Source organism: Candidatus Endomicrobiellum cubanum, assembly GCF_031278955.1.
GTDB classification, from domain to species: Bacteria; Elusimicrobiota; Endomicrobiia; order Endomicrobiales; family Endomicrobiaceae; genus Endomicrobiellum; species Endomicrobiellum cubanum.
The window spans coordinates 1-26,682 of record NZ_JAITJM010000021.1; the positions used below are offsets into that span (position 1 = coordinate 1).

Below are 26,682 nucleotides of genomic sequence, written 5' to 3' on the forward strand. Positions count from 1 at the left end.
ACCAACTCTGATATTGATTTGTCAACTACTAATGTTTATTTAGTTAATACTAGTTCCTATTCTCAAAATACTAACTATTCTCAAAATACTATTATCCATAACACCATTGCTGAAAATAACTACGTTAATTTCATTAATGCTACAAATGTCTCTTTAGGCCTCTTATTTGGCTTTGACTCCTTCTCCTTTGCTCTCCCTAACAACCTACCCAATAATCAAACTATCCTTTATCTCCGTAATCAGTCCTTCCCTCTTATTATCAATGCTCAAAAACTCTCCATCTCTAACTATGATTCCCACTCCTCTCCCCTTACTGTTAATCTTATCGACTCCTATGGCATTGGGGGAAAGTTATCAATAGAAGAGGTTTGTTATAAATCAAATATTCCATATGGAAATAGAGTTAGCGTTTTTTGTTAAAGGGCGTGGTCTGTCCGTAAGACAAATCAAACTTCCATAACCTGTTTCTTCAATCTTTGCAAACTTTTCAAAAGCATGAACGTCATTTTTATTAGGGTTGGATGTTTTCTTTATTTCAATAGGGGAAAATTTCCCATCCCTTTCTATTAATAAATCAATTTCAATTTGATTAGAATCTCTATAATAATATAACGATGGGAACAATCCGTTATGGTAATAAGATTTAATTATCTCAGAAATTACAAAAGTTTCGAAAAAGGCTCCACTCATTGCTCCTGTCTCTAAACTCTTTGGTGTATTCCAAGATGCAAGATAAGCGCACAAACCTGTGTCTGTAAAATAAAGTTTAGGTTTTTTGATAAACCGTTTTGTGATATTTTTATAATATGGTTTTAACAAATATATAATTCCTGAAGTTTCAAGAATAGAAACCCATTGTTTTGCAGTATTTGGAGAAATTTCAACATCTTTTGCAATATCTGCAATATTTAATTCTTGTCCTGTTCTTGATGCAGCAACACTTAAAAACCTTATAAATGATGAGATGTTTCCTATATTTGTAATTTGTCTTACGTCTCTTTCAATATATGATTGAACATAAGAAGAATAAAAAAGAGACCACTTATCATCGCTTTCACTGTCAATTTCTGGAAAAGAACCTTTCCAAATAATTCTGTATGTTTCTGATAAATCTTTCTTTTCTAACAAACATGATGGGTTAAATGCAGGAATAAACGGTTTTTGAATTGTTTCTTTGTTTGCTCTTTCGTATATTGATAACCCTAGCATGTTTATAATTGCAATCCTTCCTGCTAAACTTTCTGTAACGCCTTTCATAAGAGAATATTGTTGGGATCCCGTCATCCAAATGGCTCCTTTTTTATCGGAATTGTCAACATACATCTTTATATATTTAAACAGCTCAGGAGCGTATTGTATTTCATCTATAAAAACGGGAGGCTTATAAGTTTGAAAAAAAAAATCTGTTTCATTTTTTGCAAGGAGTAAATCCTTGGGGTTATCTAAAGTAACATACTGTCTATTATTTTTTTCTATATGTCTAAGAAGCGTAGTTTTTCCGATTTGCCTCATACCTGTTAAAAGAATAGTTTTAAAACTTCTTGATGCTTCTAAAACAATTTTGTGTAAAGTTCTTTCCTTATATGTCACAAACCCTCCAATTATACAAATATGCAATACAACTGCATTTTAACATAAGTAATCTTTTGTGGTCAATGTAAATATGAAATACAGCTGTATTTCAATACCTGACTTGACCGGCAAAAGAAAAAAAGAAAAATTCGGGGGAACTCTAATGTCAGGTCAGGTTCTAATTATTTCGATTTAAATAAAATTTTATGCAGCACCAAGTATGCTCTTAACTGCGTTAGTAGAAGTTTTTGTTCTCTGTTTTGCATCTTCGATTATTCTATTAAATGATATCTTGTTTATTGAATCATTTAATACTGCTAAACTAATAGCTATTTGTGTTCTTTCTGTTTCTTTTGATTCTATCAACCCTAACGCTTCTATTTCATTTGTTACACTATTTACATAACTTGCCATTACTGCTCTTTGCTGTTCAAATGTAGCTGTTGATGATTCCTGAATCATAATACTTTCTGCTTCTTTAAAGTACTGCTGTAAAGATTCTTTACTTGCAAATTTTTCAGCATTGGCTAAATAAGCTTTTACTAATACTATTCCTAACGCTTGTCTATCCGTTACGCTATTTGCTTGATATGTTTCCTGGGTAAAGTCAAACGCATTCATGTATCTTGTTACAAGTGACGCCTCTGCCAAACCTCTTGCAAAGCCTAATGCTTCTAAGACTCTTGCTGTGCCTTGCTCTTGAGCTGTGATCCCCTTTAGTAATTTATCTATATGCTTTACAACTTCTTCATTTAGATTTGCTTGTGCTACTGCTTCTCTTATTTGACCAGCTGTTAGCAGTTCTGCTTTTGTTGTTAACAATCCTTTCATTACATTTAAATTAGATGATGCATTTACCTGTATCTGTATTTCTCCCAACTTTCTAGCTCTATCATAACCTTTATTTAACGCTTTTTGTACCTTATTTGCTTCCACTTTTGCTTCCCCAGTAGTATTATTTATTTCTGTTACTACTAATGTATTATATCCCTCAAACCCATTTTGGCCTAAACTATTTTTTAAAGCTTCTTTAACTTCTTCGTCTTTCAATTGAATTGCATTCCTGGCTCCAACAGCATATTTTTCAGAAGATTTTTTTAATAAATCTAACATTTCTTTTAATTTTGCTACATCTGTTTCTTTTTGCCCGTTCATATTTATACCGTCAAAACCCAATTCAAACAACTTTTTAAACGTTGCTTCATTTGCCATCTGAGCATTGCTAATATCTACTTTCATCACTGCTTTTAAACCTAAACTATGTATGGCTGTCAACGCTACTAACAACTTATTTGCGCTCTGCTCATTTGTAACATCCATACCTTCTGTAACATCCAATATTATGGCAGTTGCTCCCTGATTCATTTTTACACGTACTGCAGTCTCTATAAATTTAGAATCCAACTTTACTCCGCTTACATTTACTTGATAAAATTTCTCCTGCTCATCTAACTTAAATATCTCTTCAGCTTTTATATCTTGATCTATTGTTTGCAATGTCCCTTGAGATATATCTAGATCGTTAGCTATGTACACACCTTTCAAAGCTTCTTGGCTTAAACTTTCTGTTAGAGCAACTTGCCCTCCTTCTTGTTGCGCTATTCCCTCAAGCATTCTTGCAGCATCTATGGTACCCTCTTCATTAGTTAGCCCAGAAAAGTTTACCATTGATATTCCTTTAGAATTTATCTCTAAGTTACTGCTTATCCCATACATCTGCGCAGCTTTATCTTTTAACGTATTAAACTCTTTTCTTAACACGCTATTATTGTTTACATTTTCAGTAAATGCCAAAACTGCTTTTGCATAATTTTCTGCTGTATCTAAATCCCTGTTTATATTATCTTTTAATTTTAAACCTATCACATGCACTCCATTTACTTCTTTTACATACACATCGTATACCATCTCTTGTCCGTTTACACTAAATGTCGCATTTACTGGCATACGATAACTCTCTACATTAATACCTTGCGACATACGCTCAATTAAAGCTGTTGAATAACCTCCATCTTTAAATACTTGAGCTTGCTCAAGCTCAGAAGATGCTGTACCTACTTGACCATTAACTACTATCAATCTAGGAGATTTTTTCATATCTGCATTATTAAACATAGCAGGTTCTTGTACATAAGTTGGCGCTACTAGATTTATTACTTGATCCTCTATTTCTCTATAATATAACCTGCTTTGCGCTTGAGCCAAAGCAAACGCTTCTTGCCTGCCAACTTTAGCCGCTATAGCAACCAACACAGGGTCTGACATCACAAAAGCTATAGCTTCTTTATAAGTTGCCTCTAGATTTGTAATCTCTGGATGAAGTTTTGACCAATCGTATATATCTCCCATAGACACAATAAATTCTTCTAACGCGTCTACACTATGCACTATTTTGGAAAATTGCACTTGGTTTGTAGCATAATTTTTATGTCTAAGCTCGTGCCTTACAAATACTTCTAACAAATCTTTATTTTTAATATTGCCTTTCTCATCAAAAAACATTGCTCTAAGCATTTGATAATTTACATGTATTTTCCCATCATTAGCATTAAACGACATAACAACTCCGGCAGTATTGTCTTCAACAGTAGAAATATTTTCAGCAAACTCTTCGTTTATATCGTTAGGTAAACTTTCAGTTATTGCCTCAAGAACAGTAGCATCATCAATTTCCATATAATAATCTAAACTATTTACTGCCTTTTGAGCTAAAGTAATTTGCTCAGTTTGATAATTTTCAAACTCGCTCACGCTTATCATAAGTTTAGACATCGCCATAAGTGGAAGCTGGGCCAATTTATCTGGCATTGTCATTTTAGCAGCATCAGCAGCCAAAGTACTTGCTATTTGCATAGCTTGTATAGCTGTTTGAGAACTCGTTTCTTGAGATTTTTGTTTTGCTGTTACGCCTTTTGGTGTCCATAGATACTCTATTTTTATAGCACTATCTTTTATATTTCTACGTCGCAAATCTTCCGCTTTTATATCAAAACCATTTATAGCTTCTTGCCTGCTAACATTTATTACTTTACCACCTATAGTTATTTTAAAACCATTAAAATCATGAGTGGTCGATTCAGGTGGGTACTGATACCCAATCTGCCACGAATGCGTTGCAAAACCGTTAAAATGAAAATCCTTGCCAAATCTAATATCGAAATCCTTATCTTTTACAATATTTTTTACATTTTTGACCCCAAAATCACCAACTTCATATTGGATAGCAACTTGCTTTCCCTCCATCATTCTATCGTATCTTTTTAAGCCTTCTTCAGCAATTACTCTAGCAGTTTCTTCTTCTTGGACTTTATTTCTAGCAGCTGCTTCTTGAGCCTCTTTTCTAAGAATTGCCTTTCTTTTTTCTTCATCTTCTATATGTTTTTTCTCTGTTTCTGCTTCCTGAGCCAATCTTTCCTGTTCTTTTCTTGCTGCTTCTGCTTCTTGAGCTGCTTTAAGCTGATTTTCTTGTACAATACGTTGTTGTTGTGCTATTCTTTCTTGTTCTTCTTGTAATTTCTGTTCAGCAATACGTTGTTGCTGTGCATCTGTTTGTTCTTTTATAAGTCTTTCTTTTTCCAGTCTTTTTTCCTCTGCTTCCTGAGCTAGCCTTTCCTGTTCTTTTCTTAATGCCTCTGCTTTCTGTTCTGCTATAATTCTTTCTTGTTCTAGCCTTTCTTGTTGTATACGCATTTCATTTTCTAGTCTTTCCTGTTTTATCCTTTCTTGTTCTCTCATCTCATTTTCTACTTTTTCTCTCTCTTTTCTCTGTTCTTCTTCTTTACGTTTTTGTTCTTGCTCTTTTAGTTCTTTTTCCTTCTGTAAAGCTATTTTTTCTGCATTTCTTCTGGCTTTTGCTTCTTCTACAGACCTTTCGAATTCTTGTTGTTTTTTTATCTCTTCTTGCCTTGCCTGCTCTTTTCTCTCTTCTTCTTTTCCTTCAAATTCTTCTTCAGAAATCCACTCCAACGAAATTTCTAACGGTGCTATTGCTCCGCTACTATCTACATGAAAAGCATCCATTGTGCCATCTGGATTTGCATCAAAATTCCATTGACGACGAATTCCTCCTTTAAAATCTCTTGTTACAATTTTTACACCAAGTAATTTGTACCCTTTTCTTTCAGGTGCCCAATATTTACTAAAATCTATCCAAGAATTTGTAAACCCTGGAAACGTATATCCATCAGTAGCTTGATTATATCCGTCTTTTAAACTTTCTGGTAAGCCTCTTACATTATCAGGCTCATTTTCTTTTACACCACTAAAAAACTTTATTGGATGATTTGTAAAAGATGCATCTAATTCTTTATACTGTTCATCTGTGAACACATTGTCTCTAGTCATTGGGTTTTCTATCCAATGTGGTGTTAATACAGAAATACCTGCTGCGTCTTGTGCATTAATAATATTTGTAAATCTTTTTGTTGGATCTGTATCTGAAGTCCAGTATAAAGAACCCTCTAAATACCCAACTGGAGTTGTTAATTTTTTACTGATATTTGTAAGATCTATAATCCCTTTTCTAGTGCGCGTATATAAAATAGAATCATTAGGACTTGTTCCTATTTGAATTCTTGCTTTGCCAACCTCAGATAATTTTTTCCAACGAGGCACAAATGTTGTATTTCCCATTGCTGTAACTATACCGTTAAAAATAGGCGTTGCTGGATCTGCTTCTGAAACCCAATATAAACTGTTTGGGTCACAATCTTGCGGAGCTTGCAAATCTCTTGAAATTTTCTTCAAATCAACGTTTGCCCCTCCAAGAATATTAGCAGAAACTGATGCTTCTCTTTGGGTTGAAGTGTCGCCTTCAGACCTATTTTTCCAATTCCCAGCCCCAATTGAAACCCTTACGGTTGGCAAAGGTTTCCAATGCGGAGTAAACGAACCCGGCTTGTCCACATTAACTATTTCGTCTTTAGAAAACTCTTTATCGGGGAATAAATCACTAGTCCAATACAAACTATTATAATCATAACCTTCCGGAGGCATAAGTGTGGTTGAGCATTTTCCAAGATTTATAACACCGTTAATTGCATCTGCTGCAAAAGAACTTTGTACACTAAAGCCTAACCTACTTCTAGTCCCCTCACCTGTATTAATTGATATATTAGGTTTCCAACGTACCTTTACCGTAACTTTGCCGTTTACCATATCTGCAGGAATAGCAAAATCAGAATTAGCTTGTGATGCAGTTATTGTAGTTTTAATATCTGAATTTTCACTTGTAATTTCGTACCCGTCAAACTCATACCCATCTCTTGTGGGTACACTGTCTAAAGAAGACGATACTTGCGTCATACTGTCATAAACATTGTGCGCATAATTTACAACAGCGCCCCCAACATTTCGAGCCATATCTGTAGCGCTGGTATAGATATAATTTTTACAACTTTCGACCGTTTTCGACAACCATTGTGTTCCGTGTATATACGCACCTTTGCCAAACATATATAAGATCTTACGCGTCCAAGGGTCAGGATTGATTATAGCATTGACTACACCGACAACTCCAGTTCTAATACCATTTACTATGCCTTTACCTGCAGATATTAATAATTGTCTAACACCCGCAACTTGCACCAACAACGCAAATGAACTTTTTGCTATTTTCCCATATTCACCTTCCTCATAAGCATGGATAATCCTTCTTACTTCTTCCCCGTATGGGTTATCCTCTCCAGCAAAATTTTCAAGCAAGACATTTCTAGTAGTTTGATAAAATTCATTTGAATTATACGTAAAAAATAAAGCTACAACTGCAACAAACATTGCCAAAGCGCCTAACAAAATTAAAAAGCTAAAACCTATTGCTATTGGTGCTATAAAAAATGCCGCTAACGCACCAATAGCAATAAGCATTCCTACTATTACGTTTGCTTTAAATATCCAGCTCGATTCTTTAAAAAATTTCCAAGATATACCCATTACGGTCTTAAATATAGCGCTCGTGTTATATTTATAGATCATAAAGCCGACTAAACCTAGCATTGCAACACCAAAAACTGCAACAGCAAAAGGTATGGCCCAAGCAGCCGCTATCGTAAATACACTGATACTAGGAATTGCCAAAATACCAAGTATAAGTACCGCAATAGAAACAACATACATCGCAATCCTGACATAAGAAGTAGTTTGTGAAGAGCTTGCTTTAGAACTTACTATATTAAGAACCATATCTAGAACTTCTAAATAATAATCATATCTTTCTATTTCTTGCTCTGAAGATGCTTTGTCTCTTAAAGTTTTTAAAACTCCTTTAACAATAGGACCAACTAAAATGGTTACAACATTTACAATTGCAATAATTAAAGCTGCTATAACAAGCAGGCCAAACACACCAGGGACAGCAACAAGGCCAAGCAGCGCCGCCATACCAATTACAATAGCCACGCTAAAAATTACCTTTGCAATATCTACAGCACTTAAACCTTTAAAAGCATTTTTAAGAACAGACAGTTTGTTTATACCAGGAGTTATTATGGCGTTATATATTTTTGCGACAACAAAAAATATACCTTTAAACAATAAACCAAATACATTTGCTGGCCACTTGCCGCCTTCAAAATCTTTTACATCGTAAAATCTCTCAGAATAGGTAAAAGTAATTGGTTCTGTTATTGGAGATGTTAAATCTTTCCCATCGCTTCTTGACCAATGCCCTCTAACTCCTCCCGTATTATATTCTGCTTTAGCCTTTTCTCCAAGCTGCACAAAAGTAAATTGATAACCTGATTGCATGGTTTGAAGTTTTTTTCTATCAGCTTCATTTTGAGCGAACTCATTTTCAAATGTAACTTTTGGATTACGTAAAAAACGTATAGTAAGTTTACCAACAACATCTTGCGAAGGCACAGTAACATCACCAATACTATTTACATCGGTTACGTTTACTTTCATAATGTCTACACCGTTAACTGAAACAATATAGCCTCTAACATCCCAATTATCTGCAGTTAAATCTGTTATATTCTTTTTTACTAAATTGGCTTCAATAGTATACGGCTGGCCAAAAGCAGCAGCTTTAGTAGTTGAGTTATCTGCAACACTACTTAAACTTGCGTTAGAAAATTCTACTTCAAATTGTTCTTTGTCTTCTCTCTGTATCCATTGAGCTACAAAATCAATATCACCTGTTACATCTTTAGCATCTATACTAAACCCATTCATAACATCCACTCTACTAATATTAATAGTACGCCCATCTTTAGTTGTATAGCTATATCCGCTAAATAAATATCCTGCTTTTGTAGGCAATTGGTCTATTGCTACACCAGCTAGCTGATATGTTTGCCCATCAGATAAAGCATTATCTACAACTGCAGGCATATTAGAATCTGCCCCGTTTGCTACAAAGTTAACACTATAACTTTCAGGTGTAAAGGTATAATCTATGTTTAGTTCACCATTTATGGGAGTTGTACCAAACTGAAAATTCTCTACAATTTTCCCATCAATTTTAACTATACGTTTTACAGTTCCAAATCTGCCGTTTTTTAACTGCACTCTACCTTCTGCAATAAGAGGAGCTGTCAATGCTACATTGTTATCAATTTCTGTTGGCAGTCCTTCAGGGGCAGATATTTCGGTAGGCAAATTCCATGTTATTTTCTGAGTTTTTATCCCCGTACGATTTCTAATAAGTGCATTACCTAAACGTTTAGCACCACTTAATCTACCAAGTCCTTTTATACGTACATTTTGTCCTGTAGATGCAGCACCTATGTTAGTTCTAATTGGTTCTCCATTTTCATTAACAAATACCACATCACTCTTTTCTGCAACCCATATAGCTTGAAGTTTTAAATCCCCAGTAATATCTTGCGAAGTAATATCAAAACCGTTAGTAACTTCTTCCGTAGTAATAGTCCTAACATTACCTTCTGCATTTACATATTGATAACCGTTAAATTTATAACCTGCTCTTTGAGGAAAAGATGTAACACCTTTAAAATGAACTTCCCTACCACTTCTTATAGTTTGTTGCATTGGTGTTGATGCAGCATCGTTTGTTGCAAAAGACAAAGTGTATGCTTCGGGCGTAAAAGTATACGTAACTTCAACATCGCCAATATCTTTAGCATCAAATTTTGTTTTCCCAAATTCAAAGTCAGGCACTTCAAGGCCGTTTCTTGTAACCTTATAAGTTAAGGTTCCCCTTCTACCATCAGCAAGTTGAACACGTCCAGTTTGTATATTCGGAGCTTCTATAACACCTTGCTCATTTACTTTGTTTACTAAAACATCACCTAGAGCTAAACCTTCAGGCAAGTTCCAAACTACTGGAACATTCCCTCTAAAAGCTCTCCAACTATCCTGTAGTTTTGCGCCAAACCATCTAAAGACATTTCTAAAAGATACTATAAACTCTTCTAACCCAGGGAAAGTTCTGTGAATAAAACCTAATAAGCCAGTCTTTGCTTGGGCGTACTCTAAATGGTTAAGTTCATGTTCTACAGTAATTCTAAGCATTGTAGGGTTATCAAGTAATGACTTTACAATATATGGTGAGAAAGATATCTTGCCATTAGACGCTGTTTCCATAACTACGCTGTTGTCATTTGTTATAGCAGTCTTTAGAGCATTCATGACAGCTTCATTATCTTCAACATCATTTTGCCAATTTGTGCCAGATACCAAATTTAAATAAACATTAGCTAAAGTTTCATTCTCAAAAGTCGCTTGAACAAGCCTAATTGCAGTTTCTTTAGGTAACGATCTTACCAATTGGGCAAACACTAACCTGCTTTCCTTATCAGACAACACTTGTCCTGTTTTTTCTAATTCTTTTATAACTTGTGTTTGCTTACTTTCAAAAATTGAAGACATTATAGACATCGTAGCTATAATTGCAAAAACAGCAACACCAATACCTGCAGCAATAACAGCGCCAATGCCTGTTATAACTGCTAGCGACAACAATACAGTCAATGCTACAAAACCACCAGTGTTCAAGAAGCCCAGTATCCCTGCTCTAATCGCAGTAAATTTAGCACTAGTAACAGACTCCTGCATAGGTGCAGATACAACTGGTTCTAAACGATTTAATGTAGGCACTATTTGGGCTGGTGCCGCTTGATGCCCATAATCACTTTGCGCAAGTACTAAATTTCTATCTGCGTCTAATAACTCTTGGGTAGCTCTTGTAGATGACTGCCCCACAGTAGCATCTAATACTTCTTGATACCTTTCAAGATAACCTTTAAATGTATTAACTAAATTTATCCGTGCAAACTCTCTTGCAATACTTCCAGCTTCTAACCCATATCGTAATCTTTCTAATAATATAGCTGTTTTTGATCTTGTTGTAAGAGAAGTTTCTAAGTCAGTAATTAATGTCGCATCAACAGAAACCTCTTTATCTAATACGGTAACTAAACGCGACAATGTAAGAGCTATATACAAGTTTGAAATATCATCTTGTGTTAAAGGTGAATTTTCATCAGGATTATTTTCATTTTGTAAGAATTTGCCAATTCTATCTGAAATACCTCTTACTTTGCTTAATTTTATTAAAACACTATCTAAAAGTAACGATACTCCACCCTCCACTCTCTTTATCTCACCGTTGTCCAAAGCTATCTGTAACTCTTCTAAACCAAGTTCAAACATCATTTCAAAACTGTTCTCATCCAGCTTAGAGTCGCTTGCTAAAATCATGGGTTTACATTTCGCAATAAAATTTTTAACTTGATCTAATATTTTTTGGTCAACAGTTCCTTTATCAATTACTTCTTGAGTAATATTTCTTAAATTATCAACAATCTGCACTGCATTTGCAGACACATTTTGTTCTGCAAAAATCATATCGTCTAACTGGGCTTGTGCTTCGTTTAAATCTTTATACGCTTGCTTATCTTCTGGGTTTTCTTTTACTGCTCTTTCTAAATTCTCAATTTGATTTGGCAAGTCTACAAACATTTTCTCTTTTACAGCCAGTACAGCCAGTTCTTCTAGTTCTGTACGTTTGGTTTCTGCTTTTGAGGTTTTATACCATCTATATGCTACTACTACCATACCTATCAAGCTTGCGAGCGCAACCACACCCAGAATTACCCACGCAAACACAGTCATAGCCGCTATTGCTGATATAAAACCTAAAAAAAGACCAGCCGCTAATACAACTAATGCTCCTCCTACTATCCAAGGCATTGCTCCCTTTATAAAATCAGGCACTCCTACTACCAACCCCACAGCAGAAACTGCCGCATTAACTAAAATTACTAATATGCCCACAACTATCGCTGTTATAAGCACTATTTGCAACGCCAACAATGCTGCCCAACCGAACACAAACAATCCTACTGCTGCTATCCCTACTGCAATTATCCCTGCCGCATAAATGATAGTTTTTGCCACTGATATACTTGTTTCTTCCATTTTAGTATTCATATCAGCGTTTTTATCTTTTTGATATAATTCCCTTACTTCTGGATGCTCTTGTAAATAGTTTTTTAAATACTCTGCCTCTTGATCATATAACTCACTTCTCCTTTCAAAAAAACCTGCTTCATCATGCTTTGCCATCAAATACACTGCAAAATCTTTCTTCCATGCAGGATTATTACTTAGTTCTTCGATTGCGTCTATATTCCCTTGCTGTTGTAATTCTGCTATTTGGGCTGTTAATGCATCTAGATCTTGTGTTTCTTCAAAAACTTTTTCTTCTTCATTAAAACTACTAAAGCTTGTCCCTTCTTCCTGCATAAACCTGTATATAAATTCCCCTCTGGAAAATGTATTATCTTCTGCTGCTACAGCCGCTGCTACTGCCTCTATTATACTTTTTGCTAAAAGCGACTGCTTCCCAACCCCAGCTTGAAATAAATGTTCTTCATTTCCTACTTTTATCGTCTTTAGCAATACTCCCATTAATGTGTCATAACTTATTACTTTTCCTGACTTTTGCAGAGCTGTTCTAATTTGATTAAGCAATCCTCTTGCTGAGAAATGCTCTTCTTCTTGCTCATTATCTTTACCAACAAAAAATGCTTTAAATGATTTTGTTGCCATTACCCAAAAAAACAGAATACTTTCAAACAATTTATTAATCGTATATCTTAAATAACTAGTAGTAAACATTGCGCTTACTGTATCTGCAAACATCTCGTGGAACATATTTAAAGAAACTTCGTCACCACTTACTCCCAAACCAAATAATTGATCATGCCCTAATTCGTGTGCTATCATAGTATAGTATGCTTCATATAAATCATAACCTCTTAACATCATCACAAACTTAGAAAAAGCTCCCATCTTTATAAAGCCCAATCCTGAATGCGCATTAAACGATAATTCTTTCTTTGCCAAAAAAGATGTCATTATTAAGCTATATGTTTTCTTGTTTTGATTGTTATAGTTGGTTAGTTCAGCTCCTTTTAAATCTATTTTTGTAGCCATCTGTTTTATAATCATTGCATTTATCGCTATCTCACATGCTCTTAAATCAAAATAACTATCATTTATGCGTAATTTCTTTTCTTCTAACATCCTTTTCATGTCATTTATCATTTGTTTATTTTGGACATAATTATCTTCACTCTCTATTCCCATTGCTTTTAAATATCCATAAGCATATAGCCTTGCTTTTAAACTAATTCCATCGTTATGCAAAATTTCACTTAATCTTTTCTTGTTTTCAGACTCTTTTGTAACCAACAAATATTCATATTCTAATGGATAAAACTCTTTTAGCTGCTCTTCTGTTGCAACCATTGCTAACGCTTTATCTAAAACTTTAATCTTTTCTTTATAGCTTTCTTCTGTAGCAGTAGTAAAAAGAGTAGGTAACTCTAAATTATCCTTGTATTCCTTTAAAGTTACTGCCAATTTTTTTAATTCTACTTCCCTTAACACTCTACTTGCAAATTCTACTGTAGCTCCCTTGCCTTGCGTTATTTCTACAGTTATAGCTTCTAATAGCAAATCACCTTGATACAGTTGATCGTTATCTCTTACAGATGCCAAATATTCCATTCGTCCTTTATCGGCATTTTTTTGTACAGCTATATGTGACGCAAGTTGTTTAACAAGTGCAAGTTTTGCAATGTCTGCTGGTGAAAGATTAGCTGTTTGTGCTAAATCAGAGGAGGATACTTGATTTGTTTCATTAAATAGTGCATTTTCAGCTGCTATAGCAGAAACAGGAGAAGCTTGCCCTATAGAGACTGGTTTAAAAGAACCTGTAAGAGTAGTGCTCCAGCCTCGCACATTACCAGCATTAGTGTTAAAGAAGGTAGTTTCTGCTTTATATAATGCAGATTTAAAGAAAGGTTTTTCGTGATCATGTTTTGCCTGTATATAATAGTATAAAGCCAACTGTCCTTTTGCATCAGTTCCAAAAATCGCTTGCTCTTCTTGCAAATCCTTAAACTCAACGCCTTCCTGTTTTATAAATTGATATAAAAACTCTCCTCGTTGTTCGTTTGAGAGTTCAGATGTGGCTATTGCAACGGTTGTTACAATTTTTCTAGCCAAATTTTCTTCTTGTTGCGCTTTAAATAAACCTTCGCCTTGCACTTGACCAGCTATTTTAATTGACAGGTCTAGTATAGTTTCATAATTCAGCGTTTTACCTACTACATCAAATGCTTTTTTTATACTATTTATCAATCCTCTTGCCGCATCATGGCCTTCATCAGCACTAGATTCTGGCAATATATTGCTAGAAAATGCAGTATAAGGTTGTAGTATAGTAGATCTTCTAGCTATAATTTGTTCAACAGTCCTACCTAAAAATTTAGACATGAAACTTCCTGCAACAATATCAGCAAAAAATTCATGAAACATTGTTGAAGATTTAGCAGCATGTGTCGTAAACACACCCAAAGAAAAAAGCTGTCTATGGCCTAATTCGTGAGCTATCCTTCTATACATTCTATCATGTACATCTAAGCCCTCTGCACGATCCATAGCATTTGTAGCAAATGTAAAATTAAGGCCAGAGTTGGCATTTTCAAACGTACTGCCTTTTGGACCAAAAAAATTAGAATCCATTATGTCTTTGTAAATTTCTTTATTAGAACTATTATATTGTGCTAACTTGTCTTCATCAACAGTGTTTAAAATTTTATCTCGTACTTCTTGCCTAACAACAATGTTTATAGCAATCTCGCAGGCTCTTAAGTCAAAATAATTATTGCCTACTTGCAACGTTTTATCTTCTAACATCTTTTTAACTTTTGAAAGAAATCCTTCATCAGCAGCATCGTTTTCTACATAACTGTCAAAGGTATCTACTCCCATTGCTTTTAAATATCCATAAGCATATAACCTATGCTCGATAGGATTATTTTCATTAACCAAAAATTCTGCCAACTTATCTTTATCATTTGAAAATTTGGTAACATAGAAATATCCGAATTTACCAATATTAGATTTAAATTGTTGCTCTGTAAAAAGCCTTGCCAAAGCTTTGTCTGCTATTGATACAACAAATCTAAAATTCACATCATTGCTAGATTCAGTTCCATTCGTAATTAAATCAGTCTTATTTTTTTGAAATTCGTTAATAAGATTATCCAAGTCACTGTTTATTAAAACTTTACTTGCAAAATCAATTGGCATCTGCGTATCTGTTTGCAAGTTTAGCTTAATAGCATTAACAAGAGAGTCTTTTGGATAAAAATCAGTGTTTTTTATTGATTCTAGAAAAGAGACTTCTTCAGCTGTAATTTGTCCATAAGTATTTAATCTTTCTACAATTTCACTTACAATTTTTTTTGTATCTTGCTCTTGTCTTATAGCAGACAATACTTCTTTTGCTGCTGCATTTCCAGTAAATGTATCGTATGAAGAAAGAAGCGCATGAAATATATTCAAACGAAGCATTCTATTTCGCAATTCAGAACTGTTAGCAATATCTAAATCTTGAAAAGGGGTTAATGTACCAAAGTTTTTTATAAGAACTTCTCTTTGTTGTACTATTCTTGAAACTTCTGACGGACTAAGAACTATCCTGTTGCTTAAATCTTTAAATATCCTATCTTCTCTATTTAACGCATCCAGAAAAACTTCAGAACTTACATCTGTAAAAATAACACTGTCTATATTTGCAACTGAAATCCCCATCTCAAGCAATTCTTGTAATTTTTTATCAATTTCCAATCCTTGTTGTTTATTTTCGTTCCCAATTGTTTTTGATAAAGAATTTAATGCTTCTGCTAAGTTGCATATAAGGCCGTTATAGTTTTTATATGTTGCAAATACAAGTTTATTTTTTGTACTAAGCGATCTATTGGTTAAATACGCAACTTTCTTTAATTTAGTGGCATCTCCATTGGCTGTCCGTAAAATGTCATTGCTAACAAATAATATTATATCGTCAAGAAAAACTCCATTATAACTTGCATATTTAGCAGCCATTTCTCTAAACTTAGCTTTATTACCACTGGAAATTTCTTCTTCTAAAGCATTTACAAAAGTTTGCCTAGCCTCTCTACTAAAGTCAGACTGCAATAAATCTTCCATCGCAGTAAATACTGTATCAGCTTTATTAATTGATATTGACTCTTCAATTGATAAAGCTGATACAAAGTCTCTAACATTGGCAGTATCTACTGCTTTAAATTTATTTCGTTCAGTGGCAAATTCATCATTATTGCTTGCACTAATAGCAAGCTGTGCCCGTATAGATATTGTATTTTCAACAAGGGCACGTATTCTTTGGTTAACTTCCTCTAACTGTTCTTTTGAAATAGTTGTAAATTCTGAGATTTTGGTTAAATTTTGTAGTAAAATTTCAGCATTTTTTACCTTTGTAGATAAAGAATAATATTGCTCTGGAGCATCTGGTACTTTATAAATATTAGTACTTTCTATCATAACATCTGCAGCATATATAGCCAAATCAATTGACTCTTTATTGTCAGACGTTTTTTCTAATATATCTATATATAAACTTCGTATGTGTTCAAGTGTATCTAAAAGATAATTAACAACTCTTCTAACTGCCACTTTCTGGATTACATTCCCTTCAGAAAAACTATCAAGCGTTTCTTGTGTAATATTTAAATTAGGGAAATAGTCATTTAAAATCTTTCTTAATTCTTCTTTGGTAAGCTGCTCTTTTTTTGACCCAATATTGTCGTAATCAGAAATTATCATTATTCCGTATATATTTTTTGCAGCATCTATAGGGTTTTCATTAAAGTACAATTCGGGAACATAAAGTTGTATAAGGCTATTTGCAGTATCAATAGCATTCTGAGACAAGACTTTTGACATCTCTACTTGTTGGGAAGCAATTAAATTTTCGCTAACAACATTACTATACCTCAAAGCATCAAAAAACTTATCTACTTCTTTAAAAGATTTTGCCAAATCTTTAACATTTTGTTCATTAATTAAGCCTAGTCTTAGAAAATTCTTTAATTGCAATATATTCCTTGATGGGAAAGGATTAGAAAGTACTGTATTTATAGATTCACCTTGACTTATTCTAGCTATCAACCTAACTTCAACTTCTTTTGTCAACAAAGCTTGGAAATTGTAAAATTTCGAGCGGTCATTTCTGCCTTTTGCAGATTGATCATAAATTCTTTTTAACTCTTCTTTAGTTAAATTTAAATTTTTAAGTGCTAAGGCTGCAGTAACAGCATGAGGATAATTTGTTTTCAATAAATCTTCTATTAAAACCTCTTGAGATATGCCTTCTTTAAAAAACTCATTAAAATTCGGGGCTACAAAAGTAAACTCTGTTTTCTGAGCATCTTCTAATATATTTTTTATTTCCGTGTCAGCCCCTTTAATACCCAACATTCTTGCAAAATCTATATTTGCCCCACCCAAGCTATTTAGCAGTCTTATTTTTTCGGTTTGATCTTCTATTGGTTTTGCTTCTTCTTGAGGTTTTGCTTCCTGAGTTATCTCTGGTGTCGTCGTTTTTTCTGGTGATGTTTCTATAGTTGTTGCAAGAGTTTCTTCTGTAGTAGTCGTTGTCTGGGGCTGCTCCTCTGGGGCTTCTTGTTCTGTCAACTGTCTTGACATCTTTACAACTTCAGAAAACATATTTTGGTTATTTTCTAAAGCTATAGTTGTATTATTATTTATCAACTTTGAAAAAGCTTCTTCTTCAGCTTTATTTGTAACTTCAATTTGTAAAGATTCAAGTGAAAATGCCTGATAATTCGCAAATGTTGTATCATATACTGCTTGCGTAACTCTCATACTAAAATTTTGTGGAGTAGAACGATCAACAAGATTTTTATAGATCCTTAAATCTTCTTCTTTTAAATCCTCTAAGATTACTCTCGTAACTTCTTTAGACAAATTATTACCTTGCGGTAAAGAGTAATACGTCCTTGTTAAAAGATAAAGCAACACTGACCTACCAGTATGCATAGTCTCTAAATCTTTTATTTCGGCTTCTTGATTTTCAGCTTTAGCTTTAACTTCTTGCTGTCTAACACTTTCGTCTCCAACAGCAATAGAAAACATAGCAAGAGTATTAGCTATATACAAATTATTTAAACTTAACGGCTGGATAATTGCATTTCTAAGATCAGGTTTTAATCCCATATCACGTTGATTACTGTAAGTAAGATTCCTAACTAATATTGACAATACCTGATCTACATTTGCATATGCCTCTACAAAATTTCCAGCTGTAATTTGCTCTCTTATTTCTGGCAGATTTACCGCTAAGATAGTATCTTTAAATACTTCTTCCCAATTATAATCACCTTGTGGAGAAATATTAATCGTACTAACTATTTCTTCCAATGTATCAATATCTTTTAAAGAAAGTTGCTTTGTTTTTGTAAAATTAGCTCCTATTTGATTAACTTTTTCTACAATTTGCTTTGTATTTCCTTGTATGTTTTGCCCTTCAAATATAAGATCATTGATCTTTGACTGATTGATATATAAATTTTCATCAACTCGACTGTTATGACCTCCTATGCTAATAAAAACCTCCATACGTTTTGATGCATTATATAAAGTTGAAGCTATCTCATTACTAAGTAGTTTATATTCTTGACTGTCTTTTTCAGCCATCGATTTTAAATTTTCAAGTGCATTAACAACAGTCATTTCCATTGAAGAAATTAATTCTAGTCTATTAGAATCTTTCACATCAGCATTATCAAAATTAAAAATGTTATTCATATTTGCTAAAAGCGCTTTAGAGCAGGATACATATACTCTAGCATTTAAAAGATTCTCTTTAGAATGCTTTTCTAAAGCAGTATTTAAAGCTTGTAAAACAAACTGCAATGAATTTGCAGAATTTCTATCTAAACTTATTTCGTCTAAATTACTTAATCCATTTAAAATATTTCTGACAGCAGATAAATCTGTCTTTGACATGTAGTTAGAAAAAGTTTCTACACTATTTTTTAATTGTTCAACATTTTGTATACTAAAATTTTGAGGATTATTCGTAAAAATTTCTGTTAGATTATTTAGGACAAATGTAGTCTCTATAACGTGCTCTTCTGGGATTGTGTATGCTGGTTGTGTTTGTTGAGGTTGAGCATTACTTGAAAACAACCTAACTAGCCAGTAGATTATTGCTGGTAAAATTGTTATATGTACTACAACCATTCCTGTCCACCACAATGCTGAATGCCCTTGACTACTTTCGGTTTCCTCTGCGCCAAATATGGAGTCCAATAAATTCCCCAATCCCTGCGCTAATTCGCCTAAAAATGACCTGCTAGCTGTTACAGGCTGATCTCTTCTTGTTTCATTAGCTCTTAAAAATGCCTGTTCTTCTGCAGACAGAGTTTCTCCTTTACCTTGTTTTGCTTTCAGGTAAGCTACTAGAGAGACACTGTTCTTATCCCCAAAAACTGATTTCTCTTCTTGCAGACTATTAAGCGTAACGCCTTCTGCAGATATAAACTGATATATAAATTTCCCTCTATCCTCTTGTGTAAAACCTGCTTCTTGACACATCGTATTAGCCACATTTAAAACTACTTCCTTTGCGACTACTGATTGTTGTGCATTTGCAGTTACTATTCCACCTGCAACAACTATTGCAATTGATGCCCTCATCAAAGCTTTAAAATTAAACTGTTTCCCAATCGCGCTAAATGCAGATTTTATTGAATTAGTTAACCCTCTTGCTGCTGCATGGACTTCCTGCACACCAGCTTGTACAGTAGTAAAAGCTTTAAATTCCTTTCTACGCTTAGTTATTAACGATAAGTTTGATATGTCGTTACCAAATAAAAGCGAATTAAATATTCCTGCAACTGAATCTGCAAACTGCTCATGAAACATCCCTGCTGCATCACCTCTGGATTTAATATTCAAAGCATTTAAGTATTTATGACCCAGCTCATGTGATATTACCACATAAAACGCATCATACGAATCTTTACCAAACTCATCCATTCCATCTGTAGCTCTCGTAAAATTAAAACCACTATCAGCATTAAAAAATTCGCCGCTAGTAAAATTGGCTTGCATCATAGAAGTATATAATCCGTCAATATTACTTTTAAGCTGTGAGGCTGCCCTGTCATCAGTTACTACAGATACTTCGTTTATTACTTCTTGGCTTGCTAATAAATTTATCCCAATCACCATTGCCCTTAAATCAAAATAAGACTCCATCGGATTTAATTTTTTTTCTTTTAATATATTTTTGATACCGTTTTTAAATTCCTCTTTATTTACTTCAGCATCTATATCTATATCAACTCTGCCCACCTTAACCTTGCTGACACCCTTAGCCTTTAATTGCCCATAAGCATAAAGTCTAAAGCCCATATCTTTATTAGTATCTCGTATTATATTGGCTAAAGTTGTATCAGTTGCCTTAAGAATTTCATAATATCCTTTGTTGTATGGAAATTGGTCAATTAATACGCTATCAGGAGCTGTATGGGCTATTAATTCATCTAGATTTGCAACAGCTCTTTTATAAACATCTTCCAAACTACCATTTTTTGTAGATTCAAATTTAACTGCATTCATTAACAGTTCTTTTCGTTGTCTAATAAATCCTCTCGCTTGTGCTTCATCTCTTACTCCTAATTCTCCGTACTCCTTTATCAATGAATTCCGGACTGCGATTCTAGCGCGAATATTTTCATCTATTGCACTTATTTCCAACTGCAATACTTTTGCTAACATATTTTTTATATTCTGCTTTTGTGCTGCTCCAACTTTACCCTCTAACAGCTTTAAAGTATTTCTTAGATTAGCTGTTTCTTTATCTACATCATCATCTTTTGAAGAATCATCAGAAATAGAGAGAGCTCTTTTACTAAGTATCGCTGAAAGCGTTAATTCTTGAGCATTGCTTGTATTCTTTGACAACGAAGCAGCTTTAGCTAACAACGCCTGTTTTAAATTGCGTTTTATATCTGACGGAAACCTAGCCGTTATAGCAACATTTAAACCTGCGCCCCAGTCTCCTACGCCAGATATATTCTTTAACGCTTGCAACTTGGCTTGCAAATTTCCTTTAGCCTGTGTATCAGCCGCATTTTTGTTGTATTGGTCAAGCAAGTCAAGCGCTTCTGCTAACGTAGAGTCTATTTCTGAAGTTGTGGAAGAGACATCACTAAACATGGAAATATCTATTGCATTACTTACAGAATCTGTACGCAACTGCTTAATATCTCTTGCTTTAGAGGCACCGCCGCTATACCAATCCATTTTTGTTCCATTAATTTGCTCTTGAACAACCAAACCAAACTTCTGGCTTAAACCCTCTTTCTCTGCTTTAGATAACGTAGATTTCGACAATAATTTCTTAAAAGACGCGACCACTTTATCAACTGCATTTTTTTTGAGTTTTATTTCGTCAGTATTTGTAGGAACGGAGTTTTCTAACTCTTCAACCGCTGCGTTTGCTGCATTTATTAAATCTTCTCCCTTAGCACTATCATCTTTAGAAAGATCTTCAAGGGTATTTGCCTTTTTTACAAGACTGTCTACCGCTGTAGGACCAAAAAACTTATATAGCCAATAGCCTCCTAACGTTATAATCGTTAGCCCTATTATCTTTAGATACCACCCCACTGAATGCCCTTCCTCACTTCCTATATCCATCTCATCTGCATTTGATATTGTTTCTTCTTCTAAGGAAGGTATTTCAAATGAAGCTTGTTCTGTTTGTGTAATTTGCTCTAAGGAAGACACCAAACTGTTGAGGCTTGCTGGAGTAACTCTATCTGAACGACCCTCTCCATTTGCTAAAACTTCTCTGAAGTTTTCAATACTACTATTAACCACACTAATCAAATCTGTCTTTGCAAATTGTCTTGCTATGCTATTTGATGGTAACCAATAACGTATGCGTTCTAAAATTACCGCTGTCGTCTGCCTGCTTTGTACCGCTGTTTCTAAATCAGTAACCTCTGTTTCACCTATAGAATTTATATCGTTTATGACTGTAGCCAACCTAGAAAATGTTAAAGCAACATACAAATTAGAAAGTCCACCTTCTTTTAAAGGATAATTTACAGATGTATCTCTTTCTGCTCTTAAAAAATCAGCAAAAGATGTTGGATTTAAATCTGCTTGAAATCTTAGCAAGGAATCAATAGCCGTAACTAACATAGATAAATCATTTTTGCCTAAAACATTTTCAGTTCTTTGTTGAATTAAAATATCCAATACATCTATTGTCCCAGCATTATATAAGTCTTCACTCAATTCAGGATTAGAATTATTCTCAAGAACAGAAGACCTACACTGCTGAGCAAGCTCTTTTAGCTGTTCCAGCTCTTCTAAATCTATATTGCCCTTATCTATTATAGATTGTGTAACATTCCTTATAACGCTTGCCATACGTCTTGAATCTTTAGATACATTTTGATCTCTAAAACTCATATCGTCTAACTTACTTTGCGCTTTGTTTAAATCTTTCATCACTTGCTTATCGTTAGGGTTACTTCTTGCCATCCTGTCTAAATTTTCTATTTCTGCAGGTAATAATTGCGCCAATAATGTACTAGAAACCTCAACTCCCATACCTTCTAAAATATTCACCAATTCCGTACACAAAGCCCCAAGCCTCGAATTCAACCTAAAATCAACAGATCCATTATTTATAGGATAATTCAAAACAGTTAAAGCGTATTTACCGTAACTTTCAATTAAAAATTGCGCTCTTTGTTTTTCAGGAGTGTTTTCTGTAGAAAAACTACTTAATTCAGCCAAAATATGCATGTAGTCTTTTATATTTGAAACAAGGCCTTGTTGGTCATCAGATGTCTGCAGAATTAATGCCCCGCCTCTCACTATTTCATTATTTGAATATTGCATAGAAAGTGGAAACACTTCTGCGAGTGCTCTTTGTAAGTTAATATCAGTGGAGTTACGTCTATTTTTAATTAAAGCTGCAATTAAGCCATTCAAAGCATTTAACGCGTCGTTTCTGTCTGTTAAATCTTCTAAAAATGTAAAATTTACATCAATAATATGTGCATCGTAATATTGTTTAAGGAAATTGGCAAGTTTGTCTCTAGTTTCCTTGTTTTTTAATTGTTCCCAAGCATTTTCCTTTAAAAAAACATCTCTTATAGTGACTACAAATACTGCTGTTTCTGTAGTATACTGAGTTTGATCCACAACATTATTAGACAATTCAAACAAAGTTTTTGTTATGCTTTTATCTAAAGTTGATAAATTAGTGTTTTCTTGTGCGGTAATATTTTGCCTTTTTTGCGCAAGAGATGTACTTAATGCGTCTAACTCATTTTGGTTTTGATTTACAACTTCTTTTAACATAATCTCTTTTGTATCAGCTACAGCTTTTGAAACGTCACCTAAATTAGAAGATAAATTCTCCATCGAAATATTTAATAATTGATCCCGTGTCTGATCAGTCCAAAATCCTTCTCTAGATACACCCATCAAGCTGATTTGAGCATATACAAACGTATAAACTTTTTCTCTTGCTAACTCTTTGAACACTTCCTGAAATGAACCAGATGTTCGACGTGCAATATTAAAAAAATCATTTTCAATAGTACCAACACCTACGTTAGGCAACATATTTTGCATTGCTAAAAGCTGCAAAGTTGGAAGTCCTTTTGCAAGTGATTCTCTTACAGATTTTCCGGATTTTATGTCCGCTATCACGTTGTCGTTTATTTTTTGAATCAATTTTTCTTTTAAGCTTGCAAATTTAAATTCAAAGGTCACTCCAGTAACAGTTCTTGATATATTTTGAACTTCTTGCAAACCTAATCCCTCTATTGCTTTTGCTACGACAATAGCGTCTGCATTCCCTGAATTTAAAAGTTGTCTTATAACCTGGCGCTGATCCGTAGAAGCCAAAATACTTTCAAAATTTGGCGCGTTAGCGGCTGTATTTACAGTAAACTTTATATTTCCAAAAGCCAACGCCTCTTGTCTAGTTAAACCACAATACTTCATAAGAATGTCTTGTGTAAGTTTTACATTTGGATTTAGTACACAAAAAGACTGTATCTTCTGAGCTATTTCTCTACTATCACGACCTAGTAGAGTAGTCAATGCTTCTTCTATATCTGCATACGAATTTGCATTTATTTCTGTTAAAGATTTTGATTTCGCGCTTGTAAACAAACCACTAAAAGCATTAAATAAATCGCCCACAGAAACTAACAATTCTTCCAACCATGGGGTTGAATGAATAAACCCTCCGGACTTCCTAAAATATTCATGTCTTAACTCATGTTTAATAAAAACTTCTAACATTCTTTGATTTGTTATATTTTTGCCGGATGCGTCTAAAAATTTTGCTCTCATAAGAGAATAATTTATTTTTATGCCGCTGTGAAAAGTTTCCATTGCTGCGCCTTCTTCTAACAAATTCAACCGATCTAATCTTTCTTCTAAATCGCTTGCATAGCCATACAGCAAATCATCAACTTCTTCCGAGCTTACTTGCAAAGCTGCAGCTGCAAATTCTTTTGCAAGATCTTTAGGTAAAGATTGAAGTATTTTCTTAAACACGTAAATATTTGTCATATTTTCTTGTACATCACTAGGAGTAATATCTTCTTTTGCCAAAAAAGACGATTGGTAAAGTCCGTAGCCAATAGAAAATATACTTCCTAAAAATACGAGACCAAAAAGTATAAGAGGCGCTAAAAACCATAAAAAGCCTGTTATAATCGCAAGACCTATTGCTACACCTGCTCCAGCTGTAATTGCTGCAGACACAACGCTTACAGCAACAAAACCTTTAATCGCAGACCATATGCTGTTAACTGATTTTTGGTTACCTTGAGTTGTTTGTGTTTCTTCTTGGGTTTGAGTTTGATTGGCAGGTGCAGCTTCAAAACCTGAATTCTTATAGTCGTAAGTGGTTGTTTGCCCATTTCTTGTAACTGTCATTTTTAAAGCATCAACATTGTCTATACTACCTTGCAATTGAGCTGTTTCACCCAGGGCTAAAACTTCTTTTAATGCTTCATTAATTAGACTTATTGGATGCCCTTGCTGTACTAACAGCCCTGCAAACATCACTGGCCTTACATCCTCTGGCATTTGCGATAAATTTAGTGTGGCAAGCGCTTGAAAGAGTATTTTGCTTTGTTCCTTTGCTAAAGCATAGTATGCATCTTCTGCTAACTGCACCCCTCCACTAACATTAGGTGTTATTACTAGATATGATATGCCTTTCTCTTTAAGCAATTCTGTAATGCCCTGTGTATGAAAACCGCCAATTACTACCGTTGATACGTTTTTTGCTTCTTTTAAAGACTGTATAACTTTTTCTACTTCAGGCAGATCTTGACTAAGCTCTTTTGATATTTTGCCAACATCTTTTATAGTATCTATGTTTTCTATAAAATAGTCATTTCTATCTAAATTTATTTTATAGAATGTTTCTGCTCTAACTTCATATTCATTTAAAGTTCTTAATTTTTGATTATCTACATATTTTATCCATAATCTTTTAAATTCTTTTATATTGTTTTCATAATGATTATAATCGTCAGACGTTATTTTACTAGACAGATAGTCATTAAGATATGGCATAAATCCAACCATAAAAGATACTTCTTTTCCTCCAGTGTCGTAGGCAAATGCTATATTTATTTCATCTCTTAATCTTTGCTCCTCTTTTAACATCTCCATTGGATTTATTTTTTCACTTAACTCTATATAACCCAAAAATTTATTAAGCTCCGGGAAATTCACAGAAAGATTTATATTATTTTGTCTAGCTAGTCTTACTAAATATGTGTATAATCTATCAATGTCACTAAAATCTGATGTCGAATCAAGTATCATTTTATACGCACCATAAGGCAACAGCTCTTTTAACTTTAATATCAATAATTGTAATTCTTTTGTAGATCTTTCGTAATTTATTTCTTTACCTAAGCTAAGCAATTTTATATATAAACTTACATTATCGTACTTGCTTAAATCTACACCTAAACTGTCAGCATATTTATTCAACAAAATAAAATATTTCTTAGCATCCAAATCTCCAGATACATATCTTTTCGATAAGTCTTCTATTCTTTTCTGTTTTTTATTGAAGTACAAAGATTTAAGATATCTGATGTTTTCTTCCATACTATTAAAAACTTTTGTAATTTCATTCTGATCGTATAATATGTCTCCAAACCTTTTTAAATTGTCAAGATAAGGTTCTTTATTCTCTATTCCTTTTACCAAGCTAAAGTTTCTAGAAATAGCAGAATAATACTCGGCCCCGGTTAAAGCGCCTGTTGCAAAAATAGAGTTTATTACTTTTTCTTTTTTGTCTTTATCATCTATATTCCCGGCAAGCCAAGACATATCTAGTTGCCCATAAGCACCCTCTAAAAATACGTTCTTTAACCCAAAACTTTTGTCAAAGGTTGATATAATGTTTGCTATATTTTTTTGAGCTTCAGGATGTAAATGCAAGTCTTGTATAGCTATAATCACTGCATCGCTTCCAGCATAATTTGCAGATGTTATTTTCCCATATGAGTAAGGAAGGGTAAAATCAGTAAATATTTGTTTGAATTGTTCTGTAGCTTTTAAATTCTGCGCTACTTGAGCTATACTTTGCCCATAAACAAATGTAAGCAATATACAGTTTATTAATACAATTGAAATTGTTTTTATACTATTTAATTCATAAAACCATTTTTTACAATTTAGAAGAAGGTTTAAGAATTTTTGTTTACATTCAAACAGGTAGTACAT

At 33.8% G+C, this 26,682-nt stretch carries 3 protein-coding genes; 1 reads left to right on the top strand and 2 read right to left on the bottom strand.

The annotated features are described in order from the left end of the window. Positions 1 to 420, top strand: a 420-nt coding sequence (locus tag LBD57_RS01885; protein WP_373469651.1) for a hypothetical protein, incomplete at its 5' end; no start/stop codon positions are given. On the opposite strand, the gene LBD57_RS01890 is transcribed toward LBD57_RS01885, so the two are convergent. Further along, positions 379 to 1,590, bottom strand: coding sequence for an ATP-binding protein (locus LBD57_RS01890; protein ID WP_373469652.1), 1,212 nt, complete (start codon positions 1,588 to 1,590; stop codon positions 379 to 381). The genes LBD57_RS01885 and LBD57_RS01890 overlap by 42 nt on opposite strands. 186 nt (positions 1,591 to 1,776) lie before the next feature. After that, entirely contained in the window at positions 1,777 to 26,682 is a 24,906-nt protein-coding gene (locus LBD57_RS01895) for a hypothetical protein (protein WP_373469653.1), read from the bottom strand.